The sequence below is a fragment of the Crossiella cryophila genome (assembly GCF_014204915.1).
Classification (GTDB): Bacteria; Actinomycetota; Actinomycetes; order Mycobacteriales; family Pseudonocardiaceae; genus Crossiella; species Crossiella cryophila.
Genome location: NZ_JACHMH010000001.1, coordinates 6,417,998 through 6,437,578, shown reverse-complemented (window position 1 = coordinate 6,437,578; position 19,581 = coordinate 6,417,998). Strand labels below are relative to the sequence as shown.

Here is a 19,581-nt window from a genome sequence, read left to right as displayed (position 1 = left end):
CGCGTTAGTTAGAAGCTATAACCACCCATCCGTGAGTGTCAATAGCGAAAGTGAGAGGGTCTAACTACACTTCAACGGTGTCACCCCGACCAGGAAGGAGCGGCCGATGACCGAGTCCGAGGGGCAGGGCTCCCGGGAGCGCTACCGCGCACAGGTACGCGAGGAGATCAAGCAGCATGCCTGGCGGCAGATCGCCACCGCGGGGGTGAACGCGTTGTCCCTCAACGCGATCGCCAAACAGGTCGGCATGAGCGGCCCAGCCCTGTACCGCTATTTCGCCAGCCGCGACGACCTGATCACCGCACTGATCCGAGACGCCTACCAAAGCCTCGCCGACACCGTCCGAGCCGCCGCAACGCCCCCCGCCACCACTGACGTTCCCGCGCTCGCCGCCCCCATCGCGACCACCTCTGCCACCTCGGCCTCCGTCGCCGCCCCTGCCGCTGGCGTCGCCACCACCGCTGGCGCCGCAGACACCACCGCAGTCACAGACATCGCCGCGGGCGCGGGCGCCACCAGTGCCGCCGTGACCCGCGCAATCACCGGCACCACCACCCTTGGCGCAGCCGTCCCCGCCGCAGCAACCAGCACAACCCCCGCCCCCGCCACCACAAACGCCCCCACCACCCCAAACGCCGACCCCAACACCGTCACGGACCTGGCCAAACTGGCCCACGCCATCCGCGACTGGGCCCGCGCCGACCCCCAGCGCTACTTCCTCATCTACGGCACCCCAGTCCCCGGCTACCACGCCCCCGAGGACACCACCGCGATCTCCACCCAGGTCATGACCGCCCTACTGGACGCCTGCGCGGCCCTCCCGCCGACGACCACCCCGGCCACCCACTTCGACATCCACCTGGTGACCCACCGCGACTGGACCGACCACCCGGCCCCGGCCGCCACCCTGCACCGCGCGCTGTCCTTCTGGACCCGCCTGCACGGCGTGCTCTCCCTCGAACTGGCCGGCCACTTCACCGGCATGAAGTTCGACCCCGACCTACTGATCACCGACGAACTCAACGCCCTGATCGACCAGTGACCCAGGCGGCGCCGGGGTCAGGGCTCGTCGCGGAAGTGGTTGACCTGGCTGTTCGTGCCGCCCTGATTGAGTTGCACCCCACGCGCCCCGCGCAGGTCGACCGCCCCCGGCGGCGGCTCGGCCGGCGCGGACTTCCCCGGCCGCAGCAGGTACGGCAGCACCAGCGCGGTCACCGCGGCGAGCGCCCCGAGCACGCTGGCGATCTTGTCCGCCCGTTCCAGCCCGACCGACACCAGGTAGACCGCCAGCCCGGCCACGATCACCGCCGCGACCACCCGGCCCGCCCAGATCCACCCAGCGCCACGTCCCGCCATGGCTCCCAGCATGACACTTCGGGCCTGCTTTGCTGCCCCTTGCGGGCAGAACCGCCCACTTGGTTACCGAGCGGCATACAGTATCCGCAATCAGGGAGTTGTTCACCTGATGCCGAAGCATCCTGGATCTGCCCGCAGGGCTTGACGCCCGCTGGACGCGGTTGTTGCCTCCTTCGCGCCTGGGCGTCAAAACCGCCGCCGTCCTGCGGTCAGGCGGTGCGGACGCCCGGCACCGGCGCACCGCCGCGCGCCGGCCGGGCGTCCCTCCGCCGCCTCAGCCCCCGGTCTCGGCCCGCATCCGCGCGCTGTCCGCGGTGACCTTGCGCGCCGCGCCGAACAGTCCGATCGAGGTCAGCAACAGCCCCAGCGGGATCACGATCATCAGGCTCTGGCTCAACCCCTCCGCCGCCGCCCGCGCCGGGCTCAGCCCGACCGCCGCCGCGGCGAACCGGTCCGACAGCGCGCCTGCGATCACCGGCCCGGTGAACCCGCCCAGCAGGTAGAAGGCCGCGAAGAACACCGAGATCGCGGTGGCCCGCAACCGTGGCTCGACCACATCGGCCAGCGCCGGGTACACCGAGGTGTAGTACATGTACTGCAACAGCCAGCCCGCCGAGAACAACAGCACGAACCAGCCGACCGAGTCCGGCCCGAGGGAGAGCGCGGCGAAGGTCAGCGGCGCGGCCAGCAACAGCGCGATCGCGCCGGTGTACACGCGGCCGGCGGGGGAGCGGCGGCTGGCCCGGTCGGCGAGCCTGCCGCCGATGACGAGTCCGGCCAGTCCGGTCAGCCCGATCACCACGCCGGTGAGCATGCCGCCGGTGGCCAGCGAGGTGCCGAAGTAGCGCTGGAACAGCGGCACGCTGAAGGTCGCCACCGCGTAGGCCGCGATCTGCGCGCCGACCCCGGCCAGCGTCAGCCACCACAGCGTCCGGATCCGCAGCACCTTGCGGAAGGCCTGGGCCACCACACCCGGCGGCGGCGCGACCGGCTCGGCGGCGCCGCGGGCGGGTTCGCGGATGAACAGCATCAGCGCCGCGACGAACAGCCCCGGCACGGCGGCGATGAAGAACGCGGTGCGCCAGGTGCCGGACAGCTCGGTGATCGGCCCGACGGTGAAGAAGGACAGCACCAGCCCCAGCGGCAGCCCGAGCTGCAGCAACGCGGTGGCCCGCGCCCGGCGCTGCGCCGGGTAGAGGTCGGCCAGCACCGAGTTGGCCGCGGGCGCGAAGCTCGCCTCGCCCACCCCGACCAGCATCCGCACCACCAGCAGGCTGATGAACCCGCCCACCAGGCCGGTCGCCGCGGTGAGCAGGCTCCAGAAGAGCAGCCCGGTGACCAGGATGGTGCGCCGCGAACTGCGATCGGCCAGTCGGCCCAGCGGGATGCCGAAGAGCGCGTAGACCACGGTGAACGCGCCGCTGAGCACGCCGATGTGGGTGTCGGTCAGGAGGAACTCGGCCTTGAGCGGCTCCACCACGATGGCCGGGATGGTCCGGTCGTAGAAGTTGAGCAGGTTGGCCGCGAACAGCAGACTGAGGATGCCCCCTGGGCTGGACACCCCCCGGCCCGGCGGACTGGCGAGTGAAGCGTCGGTCGGGTTGTCCTTCGCCGCCATGGTTCCTCCAAGTGCATCTGGAACATCGTCGTTCCGCACTGCGCGGGGAGGACTAACGTAGGCGATGGACGTGCATCCAGGTAAGGGCGAAATGTGGCCAAAACAGCGCAGGCAGTGGCCGGACGCGGCGAGACCTACGGCGGTCGGTCCCGGCGGGAGCGGGCGGCCGACCGGCGGGAGCGGATCGTCGCCGCCGCGGTCCTGCTCTTCGCCGCCAGGGAGTACGACGCGGTGACGGTGGCCGAGGTCTGCACGCAGGCGAAGGTGGCCAAGCGCTACTTCTACGACTACTTCACCGACCGCCAGGACCTGCTCCGCCAGGTCCACCGCGAGCAGAACGACTGGCTGCTCAACGAGATCACCACCGCCGCCCCCAAGAACCCGGCGAGCCTGACCGACCTGATGGCCCCGATGATGACCACCCTGGTCCACTGCCTGCTGGAGCACCCGGAGCGAGCCAGGATCATCTACCTCAACGCGCCCCGGATGGAGTCCCGCCGCCGGGCCACCCTGCGCCGCGACGCGGAGTTGCTGGGCCGCCTGGTCCGCCGCACCACGGACCGCCCACCCGACCGCCTGCGCCACGACCGCCTGCTGCTCGCGGCGGTGGCCGGCATCAGCGAGATCGTCATCGACTGGCTCACCCGCGGCCAAACGGACCCACCCGGCCCACTGGCCGAACACCTCACCGACCTGACGGTGGCGATCCTCAGCCCATGAGGAACGCCACCGTTCCCAACCGACTCAGCAGTTGCGCAGGAACCGGTCCAGCACCCGGGTGCCGAACTGCAGCGCGTCCACCGGCACCCGCTCGTCCACCCCGTGGAAGAGCGCGGAGAAGTCCAGATCCGCCGGCAGCCGCAACGGCGCGAACCCGAAACAGCGAATCCCCATCCGGCTGAACGCCTTGGCGTCGGTGCCCCCGGAAAGCATGTAGGGCACCAGCTTCGCGCCCGGATCCTCGGCCAGGATCGAGGCCGACATGGCATCCACCAGCGACCCGTCGAAGGTCGTCTCCACCGCCGGCAGGCTCGCGATCCACTCGCGCTCCACATCCGGCCCGAGCACCGCGTCCAGTTCCTTCTCGAACGCCGCCTGCCGCCCCGGCAGGATCCGGCAGTCCACAGTGGCCTCGGCCGTGCTCGGGATGACGTTGGCCTTGTACCCGGCCTCCAACATCGTCGGATTGGCGGTGTCCCGCAGCGTCGCCCCGATCATCCGGGCCATGTTCCCCAGCTTCGCCACGGTCCCGTCGAGATCATCCTCCGGGAACTCCAACCCCGTCAGCTCACTGATCCCGGCCAGGAACTCCCGCACCGAATCGGTCATCACCACCGGGAACCGGTGCCGCCCCAGCCGCGCCACCGCCTCCGCCAGCTTGGTGACCGCGTTGTCCTCATGCACCATCGAGCCGTGCCCCGCTCGGGCCCGAACCCGCAACCGCATCCAGGCAATGCCCTTCTCCGCGGTCTCGATCAGATAGGCCCGAACCCCGTCCTTGACGGTGATCGAGAACCCACCGACCTCCCCAATGGCCTCGGTAACCCCCTCGAACAACTCCGGCCGATGATCAACCAACCACTGCGCACCCTGGAGACCACCGGCCTCCTCATCAGCCAGGAACGCGAACACGATGTCCCGCGGCGGCACCACCCCGTCCCGCTTCAACCGCCGCGCGGTGGCCACCGTCATGGCCACCATGTCCTTCATGTCAACAGCCCCCCGCCCCCACACATACCCGTCCTGCACCGCCCCCGAGAACGGATGAACGGACCACTCGGAAGCATCAGCGGGCACCACATCCAGATGCCCATGCACCAACAACGCCCCCCGGCTGGGATCGGCCCCCGCCAACCGGGCCACCACGTTCCCCCGCCCCCGGGCCCCGGACTCGACGTAGGTCGTCTCGAACCCCACATCGGCCAGTTGCGCGGCGACATACTCCGCCGCCGCCCGCTCACCCACAAGAGTGGCAGGATCCCCCGTATTGGTGCTGTCGATCCGAATCAACTCACTGGCGAGGCTGACCACCTCGTCCTCGGCGACCCGCTGACTCCCGGCTACACGCTGCTCGCTCACCAGGCCTTTCTATCACCGCAACCCCCATCAGGCCTGCCCGTCCCAGCGGATTTGGAACCACACCAGTTGATCAGCTAACCTTCACCTGCCTGGCGGGAGACCGCCAAGTCCGGGTGGCGGAATGGCAGACGCGCTAGCTTGAGGTGCTAGTCCCCGAAAGGGGGTGGGGGTTCAAGTCCCCCCTCGGACACAAAAATGTCGCATGCCTGCACAAGGCAGGTGTTCATGCGGGCCATGATACCGCTGTGACCTGCGGATAGTCTAGCTATGGTTGTTGACAGTCACTTCGGCTGATCAACAAAGCTAGGCAGGGCCCGGTCAGGTGCTCGGTCGAGCAGGGTGCCATGGAAGCCCGCTCAGCCTGCCTGTTCACCGATCCGGCAGATGCAGCAGGCTCCGGCTGGCGCACCGACCTCATCGTGGTCAGGTTGAACGGCCTGCGTCGCTTGCCTTGTCCCTTGTGCTTGAACTGGAATCATGACCTCAGTCGCGTTGTCGTCCCGGAGGTCGCCCGTGCCCACGCAGTCCGCCGACACCACCTTCCGTACGTTCGATGGCCTGCGGCTCGTCGGCACTGCGGTGACACCCGACCAGCCCGTTTCCCACGCTGTTGTACTCGTCCACGGTGGCGGGGTGACCAGGGATGAGAGCGGCTTCTTCGCCCGGATCGCGATTGGGGCGGCCGAGGCTGGCGTTGCCTCCTTGCGTTTCGACCTCCGCGGGCACGGTGAGAGCGAAGGGCGCCAGGAGGAGTTGACGTTGTCGGCCATCCTTAACGACATCGCCGCCGCGATCGAGCACATGAAGTCGGTGGCAAACGTCGCCACGGTCAGCCTGCTCGGCGCAAGCTTCGCCGGCGGCATCACCGGCTACTTCACCGCCAAACGCCCGACGCTGGTGAACCGGCTAGTGATGATCAACCCGCTCCTCAACTACAAGAAGCGCTTCATCGACGACAAACCGCACTGGCACAACGACCGCATCGACGACGAGACCGCGGCCATGCTGACTGCCCAGAGCTACGTGGCACACTCACCGACCTTCAAGCTCAGTCGGGGCTTGCTCAACGAGGTGTTCTGGTTGCAGCCGCACTCCGTGCTCGGCGAGATCGCCCGCCCGACCCTCATCGTGCACGGCACCAAGGACACCTTCATCCCGGTGGCGTCGTCGCGGGCGGCCATCGAGCAGATCACCGCGCCGAAGCGCCTGGTGGAGATCGAAGGCGCCCAGCATGGGATCGCAGTACACGATGATCCCCAGTATCTTGAGCCCCAGACTCAGCAGTGGCAGGCGTTCACCATTCGCACCATTGTCGAATGGCTGACCACGGCTAACGCGTAGGCGGGCTCACCGTAAGCATCGTCTCGCGCAACTCCCTCACCGCGGCGCGGCTCTCCCAGGGGCGCAATGTCACGATCACCTTTCTGAGTTCTTGTGTCGTGCGCGCGGAGTTGGTTCTCGCCGCAAGGGTTGCCGAGAGGACACCGGTCCGAGCAGCCTCATCCGGCTCACCGGCCAGTGCCAAGGTGGAGGCCATCAACGAGAGGAAGTAGCCGTAGTCACGCTGGGAGAAGTTGTTGGCGGAGAGCCAGTCCCGGTAAAGCGTCGCCGCCTTGCCTGGCCTTCCCGCCTCGGTGAAGCAGATGGCGGTCTGCATAGTAAGCAGGGTGTCGTTGTAGTGCGTGCCGAGGTCATGTTCCTCGGATGAGGTTCCGGCGTCCGTGAGTAGCTGCTGCGCCTCGGCCAGTTTTCGCTCGACGAGGTTGTTGTCGTTCCCGAGCATGGCGTGTCCGCGGGCGACTTGCTGGGCGACCTCGGCGCGCACCTTGATTGGCAGCTTCCAAGGACCCGCGCCGGCCGCTTCTGCGAGCGTCAACATGCGCAAGGCGTCGCGGTCGTCGTAGGCAGCCTGGGCCTTCTTCAGCAGGACATATCCCTGCATCGGCCAGTCACCGGACTCTTGCGCCCACTCGGTGGCACGGTCCCTCCAGAACCCGGCCCGTACGGGGTCTTGAACATCGCGGTACAGCCAGCCGGCGAACTCGGCGCCCCGTGCGCCAACGGCCAGTAGCTCGCGGCGTGCGGACGGCTTCACGTCGCGGGCGTGCTGGTCGATGGCGCTGATGATGGTGAGCACCCTCGGCAGGGTCTTACTCGGCCCGAGCTTGCCGTCATCCTGCGTGCAGGCTTCGAGCTGGCGGCCAAAGTACTCGGCCACCGATCCGTCAAAGTACCGCGGGGCATCGGCAAGGGCGGCACCAACATGTGACTGTTCATCTGGAGTGAGCGCTGGCATGAGGGCGGCGACGCCGTTCTTCAGCAGCGAGCGGCGATTCAGTGAGTACATGGTGTTCCAGCCAGCTGTGGGGGCGGACAAAGCGCCCAACACCTGACCGGCGATCAGGTCGTCAAGCGCAGCGCCCGTCCCCGGAGCGGCTGCGGTGTCGAGGTCGAGCGGCACCAACACCGCACGATCACCCACCATGATCGGCACCAACACCGCGGCTGGCTGGTCGGCCAGCTCCGCCGGTGGTTGGTCGTCATCAACCAGCTCGGGCCGCGCCGCCGGAAGCACGCCGCTGGGCTCCGCCGATGCGTCGGGCACCTTGAACCACAGTAGGTCGACTGGAATCCCGAGGATATGCGCCCATTGGATGAGCTGGCTGAGGTCGTTTAGCGGCTGGCCGTTCTCGATGCGGCTCAGCTGGGCCTGAGTTCGGTGGCTCCATCGAGCGACGACGGTCTGTGAGAGCGGGTCGCCGTGGAACGGGTGGAGGCGGAACGCCCGGATGACCTGGCCCATGTGCCGGGCGTCGAGGGCGTTGCGCAGGTCTGGGTTCCGCCAGAACTCAGAAGGAACGGCCGGCGGCCGAACGTGCAGATCACGGGCAGCCTTCTGGCACTGGTGACAACGGGCGCCCTGGTTGTCCCGCGCCAGCTGAGTACCGCAGCGGCACCGCCGCGCCTGCCCCTCGAACCCCATACGGCCCGCTCCGTCCGTCCAGGCGGCCTCTTGACCGAGCCTGAAGACGTTACGGCAAGGTCGCCACCAGCGGATATGCGTGTTCAGTATACAGGCGTATGCGCTAAGTGACGTAACGGTCGGCGTTGTGCGGCACCAGTCTGGTCATCAAGCACCTGCCGCTGGCAATCGGCGCCACACCCGAGCTTGTTTCAGCCTCCGGTGGCACGTGCTGACCGCACGAATCACTTGTCCGAAGTGGACTGATCTCGCGAGGAGGCGCGCGCCATGGTGTTCACCACGCTCTGGTTCGCCCTGCTGAACCTCAAGGCACCAACTTGTTCACGGCGGACGACCGCGGCTCGGCGGCAACCCGAAGCCGCCTGGATCGCCGGTCCGGGTACCCCACCCGGTCCGGCGACCGGTTGGGCGGGACTGGGGCTCCCCGGCCCTCGGCTCCGGTCTCGCCCAACCGCCTGGGTTCGGCTCCCATGGTCGCCGGCTGGCCGCGTCCTATCGGTGGACGGAGCAGAGATGAACGACAGGCTTGTCCGTGCGATCGGCGGGCTCGTGACGCTCGCCAGCATGATCGTGTTGGTTGTTCTCCCGATTCTGTGGAAGCGGGGTGGACGTAGTGGCTGAACCGCACTTCACCATCTGCGAGCACTGCCAGAACACCGGCAGCAAGAGCCTCATCGGCCGTGCCAAGGACGGGCGAGCCACCTACGACCGCATCGTGTGCCCGGACGAGAACTGTCCACATCGGACCCGATACCTGCGGCAGGTCTCCTACCTGTCCACCGTTGGGCTCGCGCGCCCGGTGCCCGCGCTCACCACCGAGGACGACATCGCGCCTCGGGGGAGCCCAGCTGGCGAACAGCGCAACCGGAAGGCGGGTTGACCCGTGTCCATGCTCCCATCAACCTCCGCAAGGACCATTTGGCGGTCTGCGAGACCCCGGGGTGTCGCAGACAGTTCGATCCGGCCAGCCGTCCCGATTCAGGCCGTTGCCGTTGCCCTGTCGGAGGAAGTCGCTTCACGTCGAACTCGACCGACGAGGTGGACGGCGTGAAAAGGCGTCCCCCTGGGGCAATCGAGAGCAGTCACTGCATCTGGGCACTGTCCACTATGGATATTCGATACCACGCACTACGTTCGAGCGACATCGAAGACCTGCAGGCAACTTCGTACACCGCGCTGTGTCAACACACCAACAAGTCCTGCAACTGGACGAACCGCAACGCGTATGTGCAAACGCCGCTCTGTGATGACTGTCTTCTCCTGGCCAACAGAACTATCTGGCCTGCCCAGCAGGAAGCGGGGCGTTCGATGGACGGGGTCAACAAACCCGGGTCGCAGGACCCAGACCGCGGTTCCTCGGCGCGCACGGCCTCTGGGCTCAGGTTCGTGCCACGCCAAGCGATGTTCGGTTTGCACAGCGACCCGTGGGATTGGCTGTGCCAACGGCGTCAGCAGGCGCTTGACGATCACTCCAGCGTGGACTCGGGAAACAGTGGGTCCCACTGACCCTCCGCCACCGGGTCGTCCGCGTTCGGTTGATGAGCACCAATCCGACCGGTGGTTGCCTGCTGTCCGCCACGGATGGCAACCCTCGCAACAGCAATCCGGAATTGCCACCTATACGACGACACCACGATCACGTTGAGCGGAGCAAACCCCATGAGATCAGCTGCCTCCGCAGAACGCAAGGTGCGCACGGTGCTGCGGGAGATGCGTGAGGCCAAGCGCCTGACTTTGGCTGCGGTGGCGAAAGCGACCGGATGCTCCGTGACCAAGATTCAGCGGATGGAAACCGGTGAACGCGGCATGGATCCATCCGACGTGAGCGCCCTGTTGAACCTCTACAAGGCACCCGCTGAACTGCGCGACAACCTCGTCGACCTGTTGAGCACGCCGGCAGACAGGGACTGGTGGTATGGGATCGGCACGTGGTTGCCGCTGACGTGGCGTCGAGAGATCCCGTTGGAAGACGAGGCCACAGTCCTTCGTGCATACACCCTTGGGTCCATCCCCTTGCTGCTGCAGACCGCTGCCTACAGCCAAGCATTCCTGTCGTGCCTATACCCGCATCTGTCCTACCGGGACGTGCGTCGCCTGGTCGGCATCCTGGCGGCTCGCCAGCTCATTCTCGATCGCGACCCGATGCCGCGCCTGCACTTCCTGATCGACGAAGCTGCCCTCCGGCGACCGATTGGCGGTCCCGGTGTGCACGCCCAACAGCTACAGGCCGTGGCCGCCGCAGCTGCACGGCCCAATCTGACAGTGCAGGTGGTGCCGTTGAGTGCGGGTGCACACCCGGGTGTGGCTGGCTCCATGACGCTGCTGGAGTTCGCCGAGTTGCCGGCGATGGCCGCAACAGCTGAGTCTGCGGGCTTTGAGGGTTCCAAACCATTCGTGGAAGACAACTTTGACCTGTGGGATGCGATCGAAAAGCAGGCGTCGTCGGAGGAGGCGACGACCCAGATGCTTCGTAGTCGAGCGGGATTGCTGCTGAACGCCAGAACTCCTACCAGGGCTGGAAACCGCACCGTCGCTGAGGAAATTGCGTTCCCGAGTCAAACTCGCCGCTCTGACGCAAGCCCGGGTAAGCCGTGTGAGGTCACCATCTCGCTACGGGAACCTCTTGGCGCACAAGGCGAACCGGTCCTAGCACACCCTGAAGGCGAACAGGACTGAGGCAGTCGGTCGTTGGTGGAGATCCAGTCCAGATGAGACAAGTGTCCTTCTACACCAGGAGTGTGTGGCGCGATGTCAAACGCAACGGGTCGAACGGACGTGGATCGGTACGAGCGGGAGCTGGCTATTCGATTCCAAGTGCCGCACGCGGTTGCGGTCTCCAGTGGCACCGCGGCGCTCCGCCTTGCCCTGGTCGCGTTGGGAATCGGCTCTGGTGATGAGGTGCTGGTGCCTGCGCTGGCGCCAGCGAGTTCGGTGGCGCCGGTGCTCGATGTCGGCGCGCGGCCGGTCTTCGTCGACTGCGGACCCAGCGGCGCAGGGCTGGACCTGGAGGACTTGGAAGCCAAGATCACCGTGCTGTCCAAGGCCGTGCTGTTGGTACACCAGTGGGGCCGTACCGGAGACGCCTGCCGCACGGTCGAGTTCGCCGGCACCCACGGACTACGGGTGATCGAGGACGCCAGCCAGGCCATCGGCACCACCATCGACGGCGCGCCCGCGGGGACCCTGGGGGACATCGGGTGCTTCTCCACCCGCGCGGGCAACCTCCTGAACTCCGGCGAGGGAGGATTCCTACTCACCCATGACATCGAGTTCGCCGGGGCCTGCCGCACGCTCCGCCAGCACGGCCAGGATCCGGCCACTGCAACAACCACGCCCGCGCTGCCGGGCAACAGCTACCGCCTCGCCGACCCGCTGGCCGCCATCGCCCGCGCCAAGCTGGCCGACTTGGACGAGACGCTTCGCGATCAGGCACGGCGGACCCTGTTGCTGACCAAGCACCTTCTTGGCACATCCGGGTTGGTCATCCCGCACGCCACGGGACCGGAGAGCTGGAACGGGCACAGCCTGCTGGCACACCTGGACATGCCAGCCCCACGGGAGTTCTGCGCCCACCTGGCCGTACGCGGAGTACCCAACAGCGTGGGTACCTACGGGCTGACCTCAGCAGACCAGGTACCCGCCTTCAGCGCCTACGTCGAACAACCATGCCTTCGCGCTCGGGCAGTGGTGGACACCATGTTGGCGATCAGCCTGCCCGCCAAGGTGACCGAGGACCACGTTCGCCAGATCGCCACGACCGTTGTCAATGAAGCACGCCGATGGAGTCCGGCATGAAGTTCCCGTTCCCAGGCGGCTCCTGGGTGCACGGTGCTCTGCCTCAGCAAGGTCATCCAGCGCCCGTGAGCTTCCTAGAGCCTTTATGTACCAAGGAATTCGGCTCGAAGTGACTACCAAGGATTCAATGCGATGAACTACTACCAGGACCGGTCCGGCGAGTGGCGGGACTCGGCCGAAGATGCGGTTGAGGGTACGGCGAACCGTGTGTACGCAAGGCTCGCTCTCAAACTGGCGCTGGCCACGTTGTTGCCCACGGTGGTGGCGATGCTCGTCTTCCTCTTCGTGGTGTGGCTGGCCGTGGATGCGCTCGGCATCCTCACCGGCTGGGGCTTCGGGCTTGCCGTTGCGTCCTGGTGCGTAATGGCGTTGGCCGCCGTCGTGGTGCTGACCCGGCGCACCGGCCCGCTGCTGAAGGCAGACCGCGGGCCGGAACCCACGCCGAAGAACGTCAACCTGGACGAACTCACCAACGCAGGCGCCTGGGCGTTCCGGCTTGCCACGGTGCCGCTGCCTCTGCTGGCAGCCGTCACGCTGACTGCCATAGGCTGGCCGTGGGGTTTGGCGCTGGCGGCGGCCGTTGCCGGCTGGTTGGCGCTGGACATCGCGTTGGTCGCCACCTTCGTTGCCCGCCGGTCGTTGCTGCGGCTACTGGATTTCCGTGCACCGCACCCGATCGACTCATCGGAGTAGCTGACTTCAGCGCAGCGGAACCCCTTGCTGCACTATAGAAATGGAAACCTGGTTCAGAATCTGGCGAGGCTGTTCGTCAGATCCCCAACCTGTTCGCTGGGGCAGTCGGCACGCCGGGGAGAACCGCCGCTACCGCGGCAACAGCTCGTCCAGATGATGAGTGAGCGGTTCGACGAGTTCCGGGTGATCGCCTTGGGCGGCGCGGTTGAGCAGGCGCGCGCCGACGCAGAGCTGGGCGATTCGTCCAGCAGGAGTGCCGAGCACGTCCGCGAGGACCTCGCGCACGGTGCGGGCCGTGCCGGGTACAAGCAGGCTGTAGCAGTACAACGTCGCCGCGTCCGTGCCGGCCGGGCCGCGGCCCCAGGACTCCCAGTCCAGGATGACCAGATCGGGGCTGAGCAGGTTGGCCCAGTGCAGGTCACCGTGGACGGTTTCCCACTGCTCAACCTGGACGACGACGCCTTCGCCGAACGCCTTGCGCAGTCGGGCGTCGATCTTGTCCTGGTCGGCATGCACTCGTTCGGTGGGGGCTGCGGCCAGCCGGTCGACGGACCGGCGGAGGTCTGCCCACCAGGCGCCGGGGAGGTCGACCTCCTCGTGGAGGACGTCGGTCGGTGAGCAAGGAAGGCCGTTCAGCAGCGGCATGACCTCGGCGCGCTGGGTGCGCCAGTCCCACTCTGTCCATTCGGTGCTGGCCAGCACGGTGGGCTTGGGAATGCCGCCGAGGCTGTTCGCGTCGCTGTTGCCGGTCCAGGCCGGTCCGCGGGCCCACTCCACCTCGGAGCTGGCCACGCGCAGCCACCGCGGTCCAGCCAGTCCCTCGGCACGGGCGCCGACGGAGCGCAGCCGCCACCCGAAGATCGGGTTGCCGGTGACGGTCAGATCGAACTCCGCGGCGGCGCGGGCGAGGTTGAGTCGCATCCAGTTGCGGAACTTCGCGTCCGGGTCGGTCTCGGGTTCGGGGGTCAGGCCGGGGTGGTTCATGACTCGGTGAGGTGGCGCAGGTAGCTGTCGGGGTTGTTCAGGTAGCGGCGCCAGTGGTCGACCAGCTCCAGCTGATCCCACCGCACCCGGTGGAAGCCGTGCTCGCCGACTTCGACGATGTCCGCCCCGGGCACGGAGGCCAGGATCGGTGAGTGGGTGGCGCACACCACCTGGGCGCCGGTCTGCCCGAGCTGGTGCAGGAGCGCGACCAGTTGCAGGCTGGAGTCGAAGGACAACGCGGCCTCGGGTTCGTCCAGGACGTAGAAGCCCGGGTCGCGGAACATGGCGGCGAAGACGGCCAGGAAGCCCTCGCCGTGGCTCAGCGCCGCGGTGTCCTCATCCCAGTAGCCGGGGACGCCGCCGAGGTTCTCGGTCATGCTGAAGGCGGTCTCCGCGCGCAGGAAGAAGCCCTTCTTCTTCACCCGGGGGCCGCTGAGCATGCGTGCGCCCTGGGCGGTGGTCTCCAGCCGGAGGACCTCGCCGAGCGGGGTCTTCACCGGGTTCGGCCGGCCGGTCTTGGCCGCGGCCCGTCCGCCCTGGGAGTCCAGCCGGAATCCCTCGGCGATGGCCTCGGCCAAGGTGGACTTGCCGGTGCCGTTGCCGCCGACGAGGAAGGTGACCGGGTGGGTGAAGGTCAGCCCCTCCTTGGCCAGCTGGGACACGCACGGCACGGTGAACGGCCAGACCTCGTGGTCGTCTGGCTGCAGGCCGTCGGGGATGTAGGCGCGGCGGACGAACACCGTTCTCCTAGGCATCGTAGTTGGGTTGGCAGCCGCCCTTGGGCGTGCACGGCCCGTTGCCGGTGGGCCAGCAGTGGGGCAGACAGGCCGGTCCGCAGCTCGGACCGCATTGCGGATCGCACAACCCCGAGGCGCCCCGGGTGGCGAAGTGGTCCTCCAAGGTCTGGGCGGTGCCGGCCATGGCCGAGCTGGTGAGGATGTCGGCGAGGCTGTTCATCCTGACGTTGCCCACCGGCATCCACCGGGAGAACACGCACGGCCACACCGACCCGTCCGGGGCGATGGCGACCTGTCCGCGGGCGCAGCGGCCGCAGAGCTGGTCCATGCTCGGGGTGCGGTCCCGGACGCCGCGGCCAACCTGCCGCAGGTGGTCCACACCGATGTCGGTGACGCCCAGCTCGGTGAGTTCGGCGCGGGCCTGCTCGACCCGCTGGCCGTCCTGTACGTCGATCAACCCGACGCGGAGCGGGATCGAGCGGCGCAGGGCTTCGATGATGTCGGACTTCGTTCGCGCGTGGCTGCCGCGTCGGCGGGTGATCGCGGCGTGTTCATCCGGCTGGTCGGAGTAGTAGCTGGTGGCCAGGCGCACGCCGGGTTGGGTGAGGACGTTCCAGAGCTGCGGCGGCACGTGCACCAGGTTAGAGAAGACCTCCACCTCCAGCCCGTGGTCGCGGGCGTGGTTCACCAGCTCGGGCAGCCCGGGGTACAGCGCCGGTTCCCCTCCGATGAACTGGATCATTCTCGCGCCGAGCTGGGCGACTTCGTTGATCACGCGGGTCCAGTCGGCGGGGCGCATGGTGCCGTTGGTGCCCTTCGGGCCGGAGTCGGCGTAGCAGTGCTCGCACTCAAGCTGGCATTTTCCGGTGACCTCGAACCAGGCGAACTCCAGGTGTTGCACGGCAGGCTCCCGTCATCGACGTCGTGGCGTGCGGTACATCGGGCGATGGGTGCGGAATTCCATCCGGTACAGGACGTTGGCGCCTACGCTACGAGCTGGTGGATCGACACCTCCCCCCTTCGTCGATCCGCCAGACAGGCGCTGGTCAGCCGCCCCCCTGGCTGGCCAGCGCCGCCCTCATTCGGTGATCGCGCTGATCAGTTCGGTGTCGGTGCGAGGACGTGGCGTTCGTCGTCAGTGAATGGGGGCGCGGGCAGTCCGGGACGCCGGGGACTCCGTAGGACATCGAGCAGGACCCGCGGACGCAGTGCCTGCCTTGGCGAGGCGGAGAGGGTGAAGACGTCCAACTGCGCGGTCGCCACGGTCCGGCTGTGCATTCCCTTGGTGCCGAGCCAATCCTGCAAGCGGTAACCCAGGCGCGTGGTCAGTCCTGGCCGGGGGCCAACGGTCTGGGGATACCGGAGATCCTGGTCCGTCGCCATGGTCCACGCGCTGTTCGAGGTGTCGGCGATCTTGCGCTGAATGACCGCCGTGGCCTCGGGGCCGTGGTGCTGCAGCCCGTCGCGGAGCGCGATCGCGGACAGGGCGGCCACGGACATGCCGTGACCGTAGATCGGGTTGAAGGTGGCGTAAGCGTCGCCGAGAACAACGAACCCACGGGGCGCCGCCCGCTGTCGCTCGAAGTACCGGCGGCGGTTGGCGTGCGCGCGGAACCCGAATGCCGGACCAACTGGCTCCGCGGCAGCGATCAGCTCGGCGAGAACCGGGTGCGGCAGACTGGCGGCGAACTCAGCGAAGCCGTCATCGTCGATGCCGGGGTGGTCGCCAGTTGCTCCGGCCACCGTAACGGTCCAGAGACCGTCCTCGATCGGAATTAGGGTTCCGCCGCGGCGGACTTCGGGCGTCAGTATCGGGCTGGACTGGACGTTGAGTGCGGGGAAGTCCGGTCCTGCTTCGTCTGGGGCTCGGAAAATTCTTGTGGCGTAAAAGATTCCGGGGTCAACCACGGACTCGCGAACGCTGGGGAGACCGAGTTCGGTCAGCCAGCCGACCGCGTCAGAGCCGCGGCCGGTTGTGTCGATGACGAGGTCGGCCGCCTCATCGAGGAGGTGCCCGGTGGACCGGGTGCGAAGCCGGGCGCCGGTGACCGCCGCGGCGTCACCGGTCAGGCCCACGACGTCGGTGTCGTCCATGAATCTGACGTGCTGGTGTTCCCGCAGGCGCGACCGCAGTGTCGACTCCAGCAGATCCCTGCTGGATCCGAGGATGTACTGGGTTCCGGGGAAGCGGGGAAACCAGCCGCCATCGGGGGCCAGGGTCAGATATCGGCCGGGCAGGTTGATCAGTTGAGCGCCTGCTGCCAGCAGGGTTTTCGTCGTCCCGGGTACCAGTTCGTCGATGGCGCGGGCACCGCCGGACACCAGCACGTGAGTGTGTCGGGCGTGAGGTGCCCCCTTGCGGCGGGACTGCTCGCCGGAGAGCCGGTCACGGTCGACGACGGTGATCGTGTCGGCGTGCTGCAACAGGGCGAACGCGGCCAGGGTGCCGGCGAGGCCGCCTCCCAGGACCAGGGCGTGCTCCAGTCGGGACGTCGGCATGAACATCCTTTCGAGGTGTCATGGTCTGGGCAGCGAACCGGTGCGCCCATCGCCAGCCAGCTCCTGCGTCCTTGGTATGACGAGGCTGTCGACGGTGGAGCTGCTGAACACTGTGGCCACCAGCACTAGGCGCGCCCGTTCCGCGGCGAACGCGTGGCTGGTCCGCACAGCGGCGCCATCCTCGTCGGCTGCCTCGGCCAGCGGACCTGGGAGACCGTGTTGTCGTGCTTGGAGGGCGGCCCGGATCTCGCCAGCCTCCTGGTAGGGCCATGCCACATCGCCATCGAGATCGAGTGCGTGCAGCCGTCCGCTGATGTCGGCTGCGACTTCCTGAGAGCGGTATGGACGGAGACGTTCAAGCCAGTCGTTGATCTCGATCACCCGCCAGTACAGGCGGGAATCGGCGTTGAACCAGTCGATCAACGGCCTCTGCCGGTGCACCATTTTCGGATCGACCACCAGCAACTCCCGCCACAGCGGGGCCAGGGTCCGGGTGTCACGCAGGTCAGCCCGACGCTGAACCAGCCAGGCCCAGACCGCGGACACCTTTGGCCCCGCCAGCGGCAGGAACGTGCCCACCACAACCACCGGCAGCGACACCACCGTCATCAGGTGAGAAATCGCCCCGGTCACCGGAAGCAGATCGGTGCCCAGCCAGCTACTCGTCACGGCGACCACCGTGCTGACCCCGCTGATCATGGACATGGCGAAGCCGACTGTGATCAGGCGCAGGCCGCGGCGCAACCACGGCCGGCCCGCCGTCGTGGATTCGGTGGACCACTTCCAGCACATGACCGAGATGGTTAGCATCCCGACGGCGTAGGTGGCGAAGTGCAGCACCGTCATCCCGCCGAGGAACGGGTCGTTGGCGTAGACGGTGATGAAGTCGTTGTGGTGCTCGCCGGTGGGCTGTCCCAGCGCGAACAGCACGGTTTCGATGACCGCGATCGTGCTGTAGATCCCGATCCGCCAGCGAGCACTCCGCCAGGCCCGCTCCGCCGGATGGCGCCAGTAGATCACCATGAGCTGGCCGGCGCAGACCCAGGTGAGCAGGGAGAGGCTCATCAGCATGATGGACAACGGGAAGCCGCTGAGCAGGTTGATGTTCATGCCCACGACCGGGGCGGCGATCAGGAACGTCGTCCCCACACCGGCCGCCGAGACGCAGAGCGGCAGCATCACCGGCCGCTGCTCGACCGGGACGGTCTGCCACGAGCGGAGCTTGTGCGCCAGAATGGCGAACGCGCCCGCGGCGAAGAGGAAGTTCATCAGGTCAAGACCCACTGGCACCTCGCCCTGGCGTGTATCCGAGCGCGTACCAGACCCTGGTTGCCCCGTCGTCGCCCGCAGGTACGAACGGGTCGACCTGGTGCTCATTGGCCCACTTCAGCAGGCCGCGCAACAGCACGCCGGCGACATGTTCGGCCTCGTGCTCGTGCTCCCGGGACCACTCGGTCCGCTCGGCGAGCTTGGTGAGCATGCCGGGGAAGATGTCGGGGTAGAGGAGTTGTTCGCTCTCCTGCTTGGTCAATTGGGGCGACTGGTGGTCGCAGATCATGTGGGCCAGCTCGTGCAGCAGGATGTGCAGGCGGTGGACCCAACTGCGGGCCGTGGTGACCGAGATGATGTCGACCCCGTCCGCAGTCCTGGTCCACGCGCCGGTGAGGCCGTTGGCGTCCATGTCCTCGAACCGCAGCTGGATCTGCCGGCGCAACCTGGTCCCCACGACGTCGCACAGCCTGATGCAGACGTCCTTCGTGCTGGCCGTGCGATCCAGGGCCATGTCCTCGATCAGTTCCCGGCGCAGCTTCCGGAGCTGCCGGCCCTTCACGGGGCCACCTCACCCGGGTGATTGTCCGGCTCGTTGGTTGGCGCTTCGACAGGAGAGGCCGCGGCCAGGGTGCGCTCGAACGCTGCTTCCACCTCAACACCGGGATTGAGCGCTTTCACCAAGGTCCGCAGGATCGTGTTCCTGACCTCCACGGACTGCTCGACCGCGCGCAGAGCGACAACCTCGATCTTCAGCTCGGCCATGACACGGTGGAGGTCCAGCTGGCTGTCCACCCGCCGGGCCAGGTCCTCGTCGAAGAAGTAGGCGGGATCGGCCTCGAACGCACCCGCCAGCATCAGCACGTAGCGCAGCTTCGGGTTAGGGATGTTCCCGTTCCGGAGATCGGCGATGGTGTTGCGGGACATCGTCCAGCTCTCATCGCCGAGGTCGGCTCCCCGTTTGCGGATAGAGCTGGCGATGGCGTCCGGGCTGAACTCCGGCTTGCCTGCCGGGTGCACCAGCCGGAACAGCGTGTCCAGCTTCTCGGCGAACGTGCGCGAGGGCAGGCTGTTCGGTGCTCGGTCCCGGCGGCCACCGACAAAGTAGGCCGGGTGCACGTCGAACACCGCAGCCAGGGCCAGCACCGTGTTCACCGTCGGGTCCCGCTCGCCCTTGCGCAGCAACGAGATGAAGGCCCGGGTCACTCCGATGCTCGCGGCGAGCTGCTCGTTGGAGAACCGGGCTTTTCCGCCAGTGGCGGTGGTCTCCGCGCACAGGCTTTCCAACACGTCGGCGAACGACCGTCGGTCACTCGTCCCCACGGCGGCACCTCCGAACCGAAGCGTCGCGTCTCCTGACGCCCATCAAACAGCGTTACTGAGTTGAAAGCCATCCCTCGATCGGGTTCACATCCGTTGACAACCCGGCCGACATACCTATGCTACAGATCTGACAGTCGGGACGTCGAGGGTCCCAAGTTAGTTGACACGCCAGCCGTATTCGCAGGTGAGAGCAGGACGTACAAGCCGCCAGTCAGGGAAGTTGCCCGGGACCACCGATCGGAAAG

General features: G+C 67.4%; 17 protein-coding genes, 1 tRNA gene and 2 pseudogenes. 9 read left to right on the top strand and 11 right to left on the bottom strand.

The annotated features are described in order from the left end of the window. Positions 1-106: 106 nt before the first annotated feature. Positions 107-358: pseudogene (locus tag HNR67_RS43695) on the top strand (TetR/AcrR family transcriptional regulator); the annotation flags it as partial. Between the two features lie 297 nt (positions 359-655). Beyond that, positions 656-1,042, top strand: a pseudogene (locus tag HNR67_RS43690) (TetR-like C-terminal domain-containing protein); the annotation flags it as partial. A 17-nt stretch (positions 1,043-1,059) separates the two neighbouring features. Here the strand turns inward: HNR67_RS43690 and HNR67_RS28420 are convergent. Beyond that, positions 1,060-1,356, bottom strand: a complete 297-nt coding sequence (locus HNR67_RS28420) for a hypothetical protein (RefSeq protein ID WP_185005266.1) — start codon at positions 1,354-1,356, stop codon at positions 1,060-1,062. Positions 1,357-1,630: 274 nt separating this feature from the next. Continuing rightward, positions 1,631-2,974, bottom strand: coding sequence for a spinster family MFS transporter (locus HNR67_RS28415; RefSeq protein ID WP_185005265.1), 1,344 nt, complete (start codon positions 2,972-2,974; stop codon positions 1,631-1,633). A gap of 93 nt (positions 2,975-3,067) precedes the next feature. Between HNR67_RS28415 and HNR67_RS28410 the strand changes: the two genes are divergently transcribed. Further along, on the top strand, positions 3,068-3,694 hold the full coding sequence (locus HNR67_RS28410) for a TetR/AcrR family transcriptional regulator (protein ID WP_221490086.1): 627 nt from the start codon (positions 3,068-3,070) through the stop codon (positions 3,692-3,694). A gap of 24 nt (positions 3,695-3,718) precedes the next feature. Here HNR67_RS28410 and HNR67_RS28405 read toward each other — a convergent pair whose 3' ends face one another. After that, positions 3,719-5,053 carry a M20/M25/M40 family metallo-hydrolase gene (locus HNR67_RS28405; RefSeq protein ID WP_185005264.1) on the bottom strand — a complete coding sequence of 445 codons (1,335 nt, stop codon included), beginning with the start codon at positions 5,051-5,053 and terminating at the stop codon, positions 3,719-3,721. A gap of 107 nt (positions 5,054-5,160) precedes the next feature. Between HNR67_RS28405 and HNR67_RS28400 the strand changes: the two genes are divergently transcribed. Both HNR67_RS28400 and HNR67_RS28395 read left to right on the top strand, forming a co-directional pair. Next, positions 5,161-5,243, top strand: a tRNA-Leu gene (locus HNR67_RS28400). A gap of 323 nt (positions 5,244-5,566) precedes the next feature. Beyond that, complete coding sequence (locus tag HNR67_RS28395; RefSeq protein WP_312988228.1) at positions 5,567-6,394, top strand: alpha/beta hydrolase; 828 nt, start codon at positions 5,567-5,569, stop codon at positions 6,392-6,394. Here the strand turns inward: HNR67_RS28395 and HNR67_RS28390 are convergent. Next, positions 6,384-8,036, bottom strand: a complete 1,653-nt coding sequence (locus tag HNR67_RS28390) for a helix-turn-helix domain-containing protein (RefSeq protein WP_221490085.1) — start codon at positions 8,034-8,036, stop codon at positions 6,384-6,386. The two genes, HNR67_RS28395 and HNR67_RS28390, sit on opposite strands and share 11 nt — an antisense overlap. 613 nt (positions 8,037-8,649) lie before the next feature. Here HNR67_RS28390 and HNR67_RS28385 point away from each other — a divergent pair. The 4 genes from HNR67_RS28385 to HNR67_RS28370 all read left to right on the top strand — a co-directional run bounded on the left by HNR67_RS28385 (position 8,650) and on the right by HNR67_RS28370 (position 12,524). Continuing rightward, positions 8,650-8,916: a hypothetical protein gene (locus HNR67_RS28385; RefSeq protein ID WP_185005262.1), complete on the top strand. Its 267-nt coding sequence runs from the start codon at positions 8,650-8,652 to the stop codon at positions 8,914-8,916. An 818-nt stretch (positions 8,917-9,734) separates the two neighbouring features. Continuing rightward, positions 9,735-10,712, top strand: coding sequence for a helix-turn-helix domain-containing protein (locus HNR67_RS28380; RefSeq protein WP_185005261.1), 978 nt, complete (start codon positions 9,735-9,737; stop codon positions 10,710-10,712). 72 nt (positions 10,713-10,784) lie between these two features. Then, entirely contained in the window at positions 10,785-11,831 is a 1,047-nt protein-coding gene (locus tag HNR67_RS28375) for a DegT/DnrJ/EryC1/StrS family aminotransferase (protein WP_246492613.1), read from the top strand. A gap of 132 nt (positions 11,832-11,963) precedes the next feature. Beyond that, entirely contained in the window at positions 11,964-12,524 is a 561-nt protein-coding gene (locus tag HNR67_RS28370; protein ID WP_185005259.1) for a hypothetical protein, read from the top strand. 129 nt (positions 12,525-12,653) lie between these two features. Here HNR67_RS28370 and HNR67_RS28365 read toward each other — a convergent pair whose 3' ends face one another. The 7 genes from HNR67_RS28365 to HNR67_RS28335 all read right to left on the bottom strand — a co-directional run bounded on the left by HNR67_RS28365 (position 12,654) and on the right by HNR67_RS28335 (position 19,336). Then, complete coding sequence (locus tag HNR67_RS28365) at positions 12,654-13,508, bottom strand: phosphotransferase (RefSeq protein WP_221490084.1); 855 nt, start codon at positions 13,506-13,508, stop codon at positions 12,654-12,656. Further along, positions 13,505-14,263, bottom strand: coding sequence for an AAA family ATPase (locus tag HNR67_RS28360; protein ID WP_221490083.1), 759 nt, complete (start codon positions 14,261-14,263; stop codon positions 13,505-13,507). The genes HNR67_RS28365 and HNR67_RS28360 overlap by 4 nt, the downstream gene beginning before the upstream one ends. Next, positions 14,256-15,146: a radical SAM protein gene (locus HNR67_RS28355; RefSeq protein WP_185005258.1), complete on the bottom strand. Its 891-nt coding sequence runs from the start codon at positions 15,144-15,146 to the stop codon at positions 14,256-14,258. Before HNR67_RS28355 ends, HNR67_RS28360 begins: the two co-directional genes overlap by 8 nt. Positions 15,147-15,343: 197 nt before the next feature. Continuing rightward, entirely contained in the window at positions 15,344-16,744 is a 1,401-nt protein-coding gene (locus tag HNR67_RS28350) for an FAD-dependent oxidoreductase (protein WP_185005257.1), read from the bottom strand. 18 nt (positions 16,745-16,762) lie between these two features. Next, positions 16,763-18,028, bottom strand: a complete 1,266-nt coding sequence (locus HNR67_RS28345; RefSeq protein ID WP_185005256.1) for an MAB_1171c family putative transporter — start codon at positions 18,026-18,028, stop codon at positions 16,763-16,765. Then, complete coding sequence (locus tag HNR67_RS28340) at positions 18,018-18,575, bottom strand: hypothetical protein (protein ID WP_185005255.1); 558 nt, start codon at positions 18,573-18,575, stop codon at positions 18,018-18,020. The genes HNR67_RS28345 and HNR67_RS28340 overlap by 11 nt, the downstream gene beginning before the upstream one ends. Continuing rightward, complete coding sequence (locus tag HNR67_RS28335) at positions 18,572-19,336, bottom strand: helix-turn-helix domain-containing protein (RefSeq protein ID WP_185005254.1); 765 nt, start codon at positions 19,334-19,336, stop codon at positions 18,572-18,574. The genes HNR67_RS28340 and HNR67_RS28335 overlap by 4 nt, the downstream gene beginning before the upstream one ends. Positions 19,337-19,581 lie beyond the last annotated feature (245 nt).

What these genes read in the sequence shown, in the direction of transcription:
- HNR67_RS28370 (WP_185005259.1), top strand. Translation starts at nt 11,964, where the DNA reads ATGAACTACTACCAGGACCGGTCCGGCGAGTGGCGGGACTCGGCCGAA.
- HNR67_RS28420 (WP_185005266.1), bottom strand. Translation starts at nt 1,356, where the DNA reads ATGGCGGGACGTGGCGCTGGGTGGATCTGGGCGGGCCGGGTGGTCGCG.
- HNR67_RS28375 (WP_246492613.1), top strand. Translation starts at nt 10,785, where the DNA reads ATGTCAAACGCAACGGGTCGAACGGACGTGGATCGGTACGAGCGGGAG.
- HNR67_RS28390 (WP_221490085.1), bottom strand. Translation starts at nt 8,036, where the DNA reads ATGGGGTTCGAGGGGCAGGCGCGGCGGTGCCGCTGCGGTACTCAGCTG.
- HNR67_RS28365 (WP_221490084.1), bottom strand. Translation starts at nt 13,508, where the DNA reads ATGAACCACCCCGGCCTGACCCCCGAACCCGAGACCGACCCGGACGCG.
- HNR67_RS28360 (WP_221490083.1), bottom strand. Translation starts at nt 14,263, where the DNA reads ATGCCTAGGAGAACGGTGTTCGTCCGCCGCGCCTACATCCCCGACGGC.
- HNR67_RS28415 (WP_185005265.1), bottom strand. Translation starts at nt 2,974, where the DNA reads ATGGCGGCGAAGGACAACCCGACCGACGCTTCACTCGCCAGTCCGCCG.
- HNR67_RS28350 (WP_185005257.1), bottom strand. Translation starts at nt 16,744, where the DNA reads ATGCCGACGTCCCGACTGGAGCACGCCCTGGTCCTGGGAGGCGGCCTC.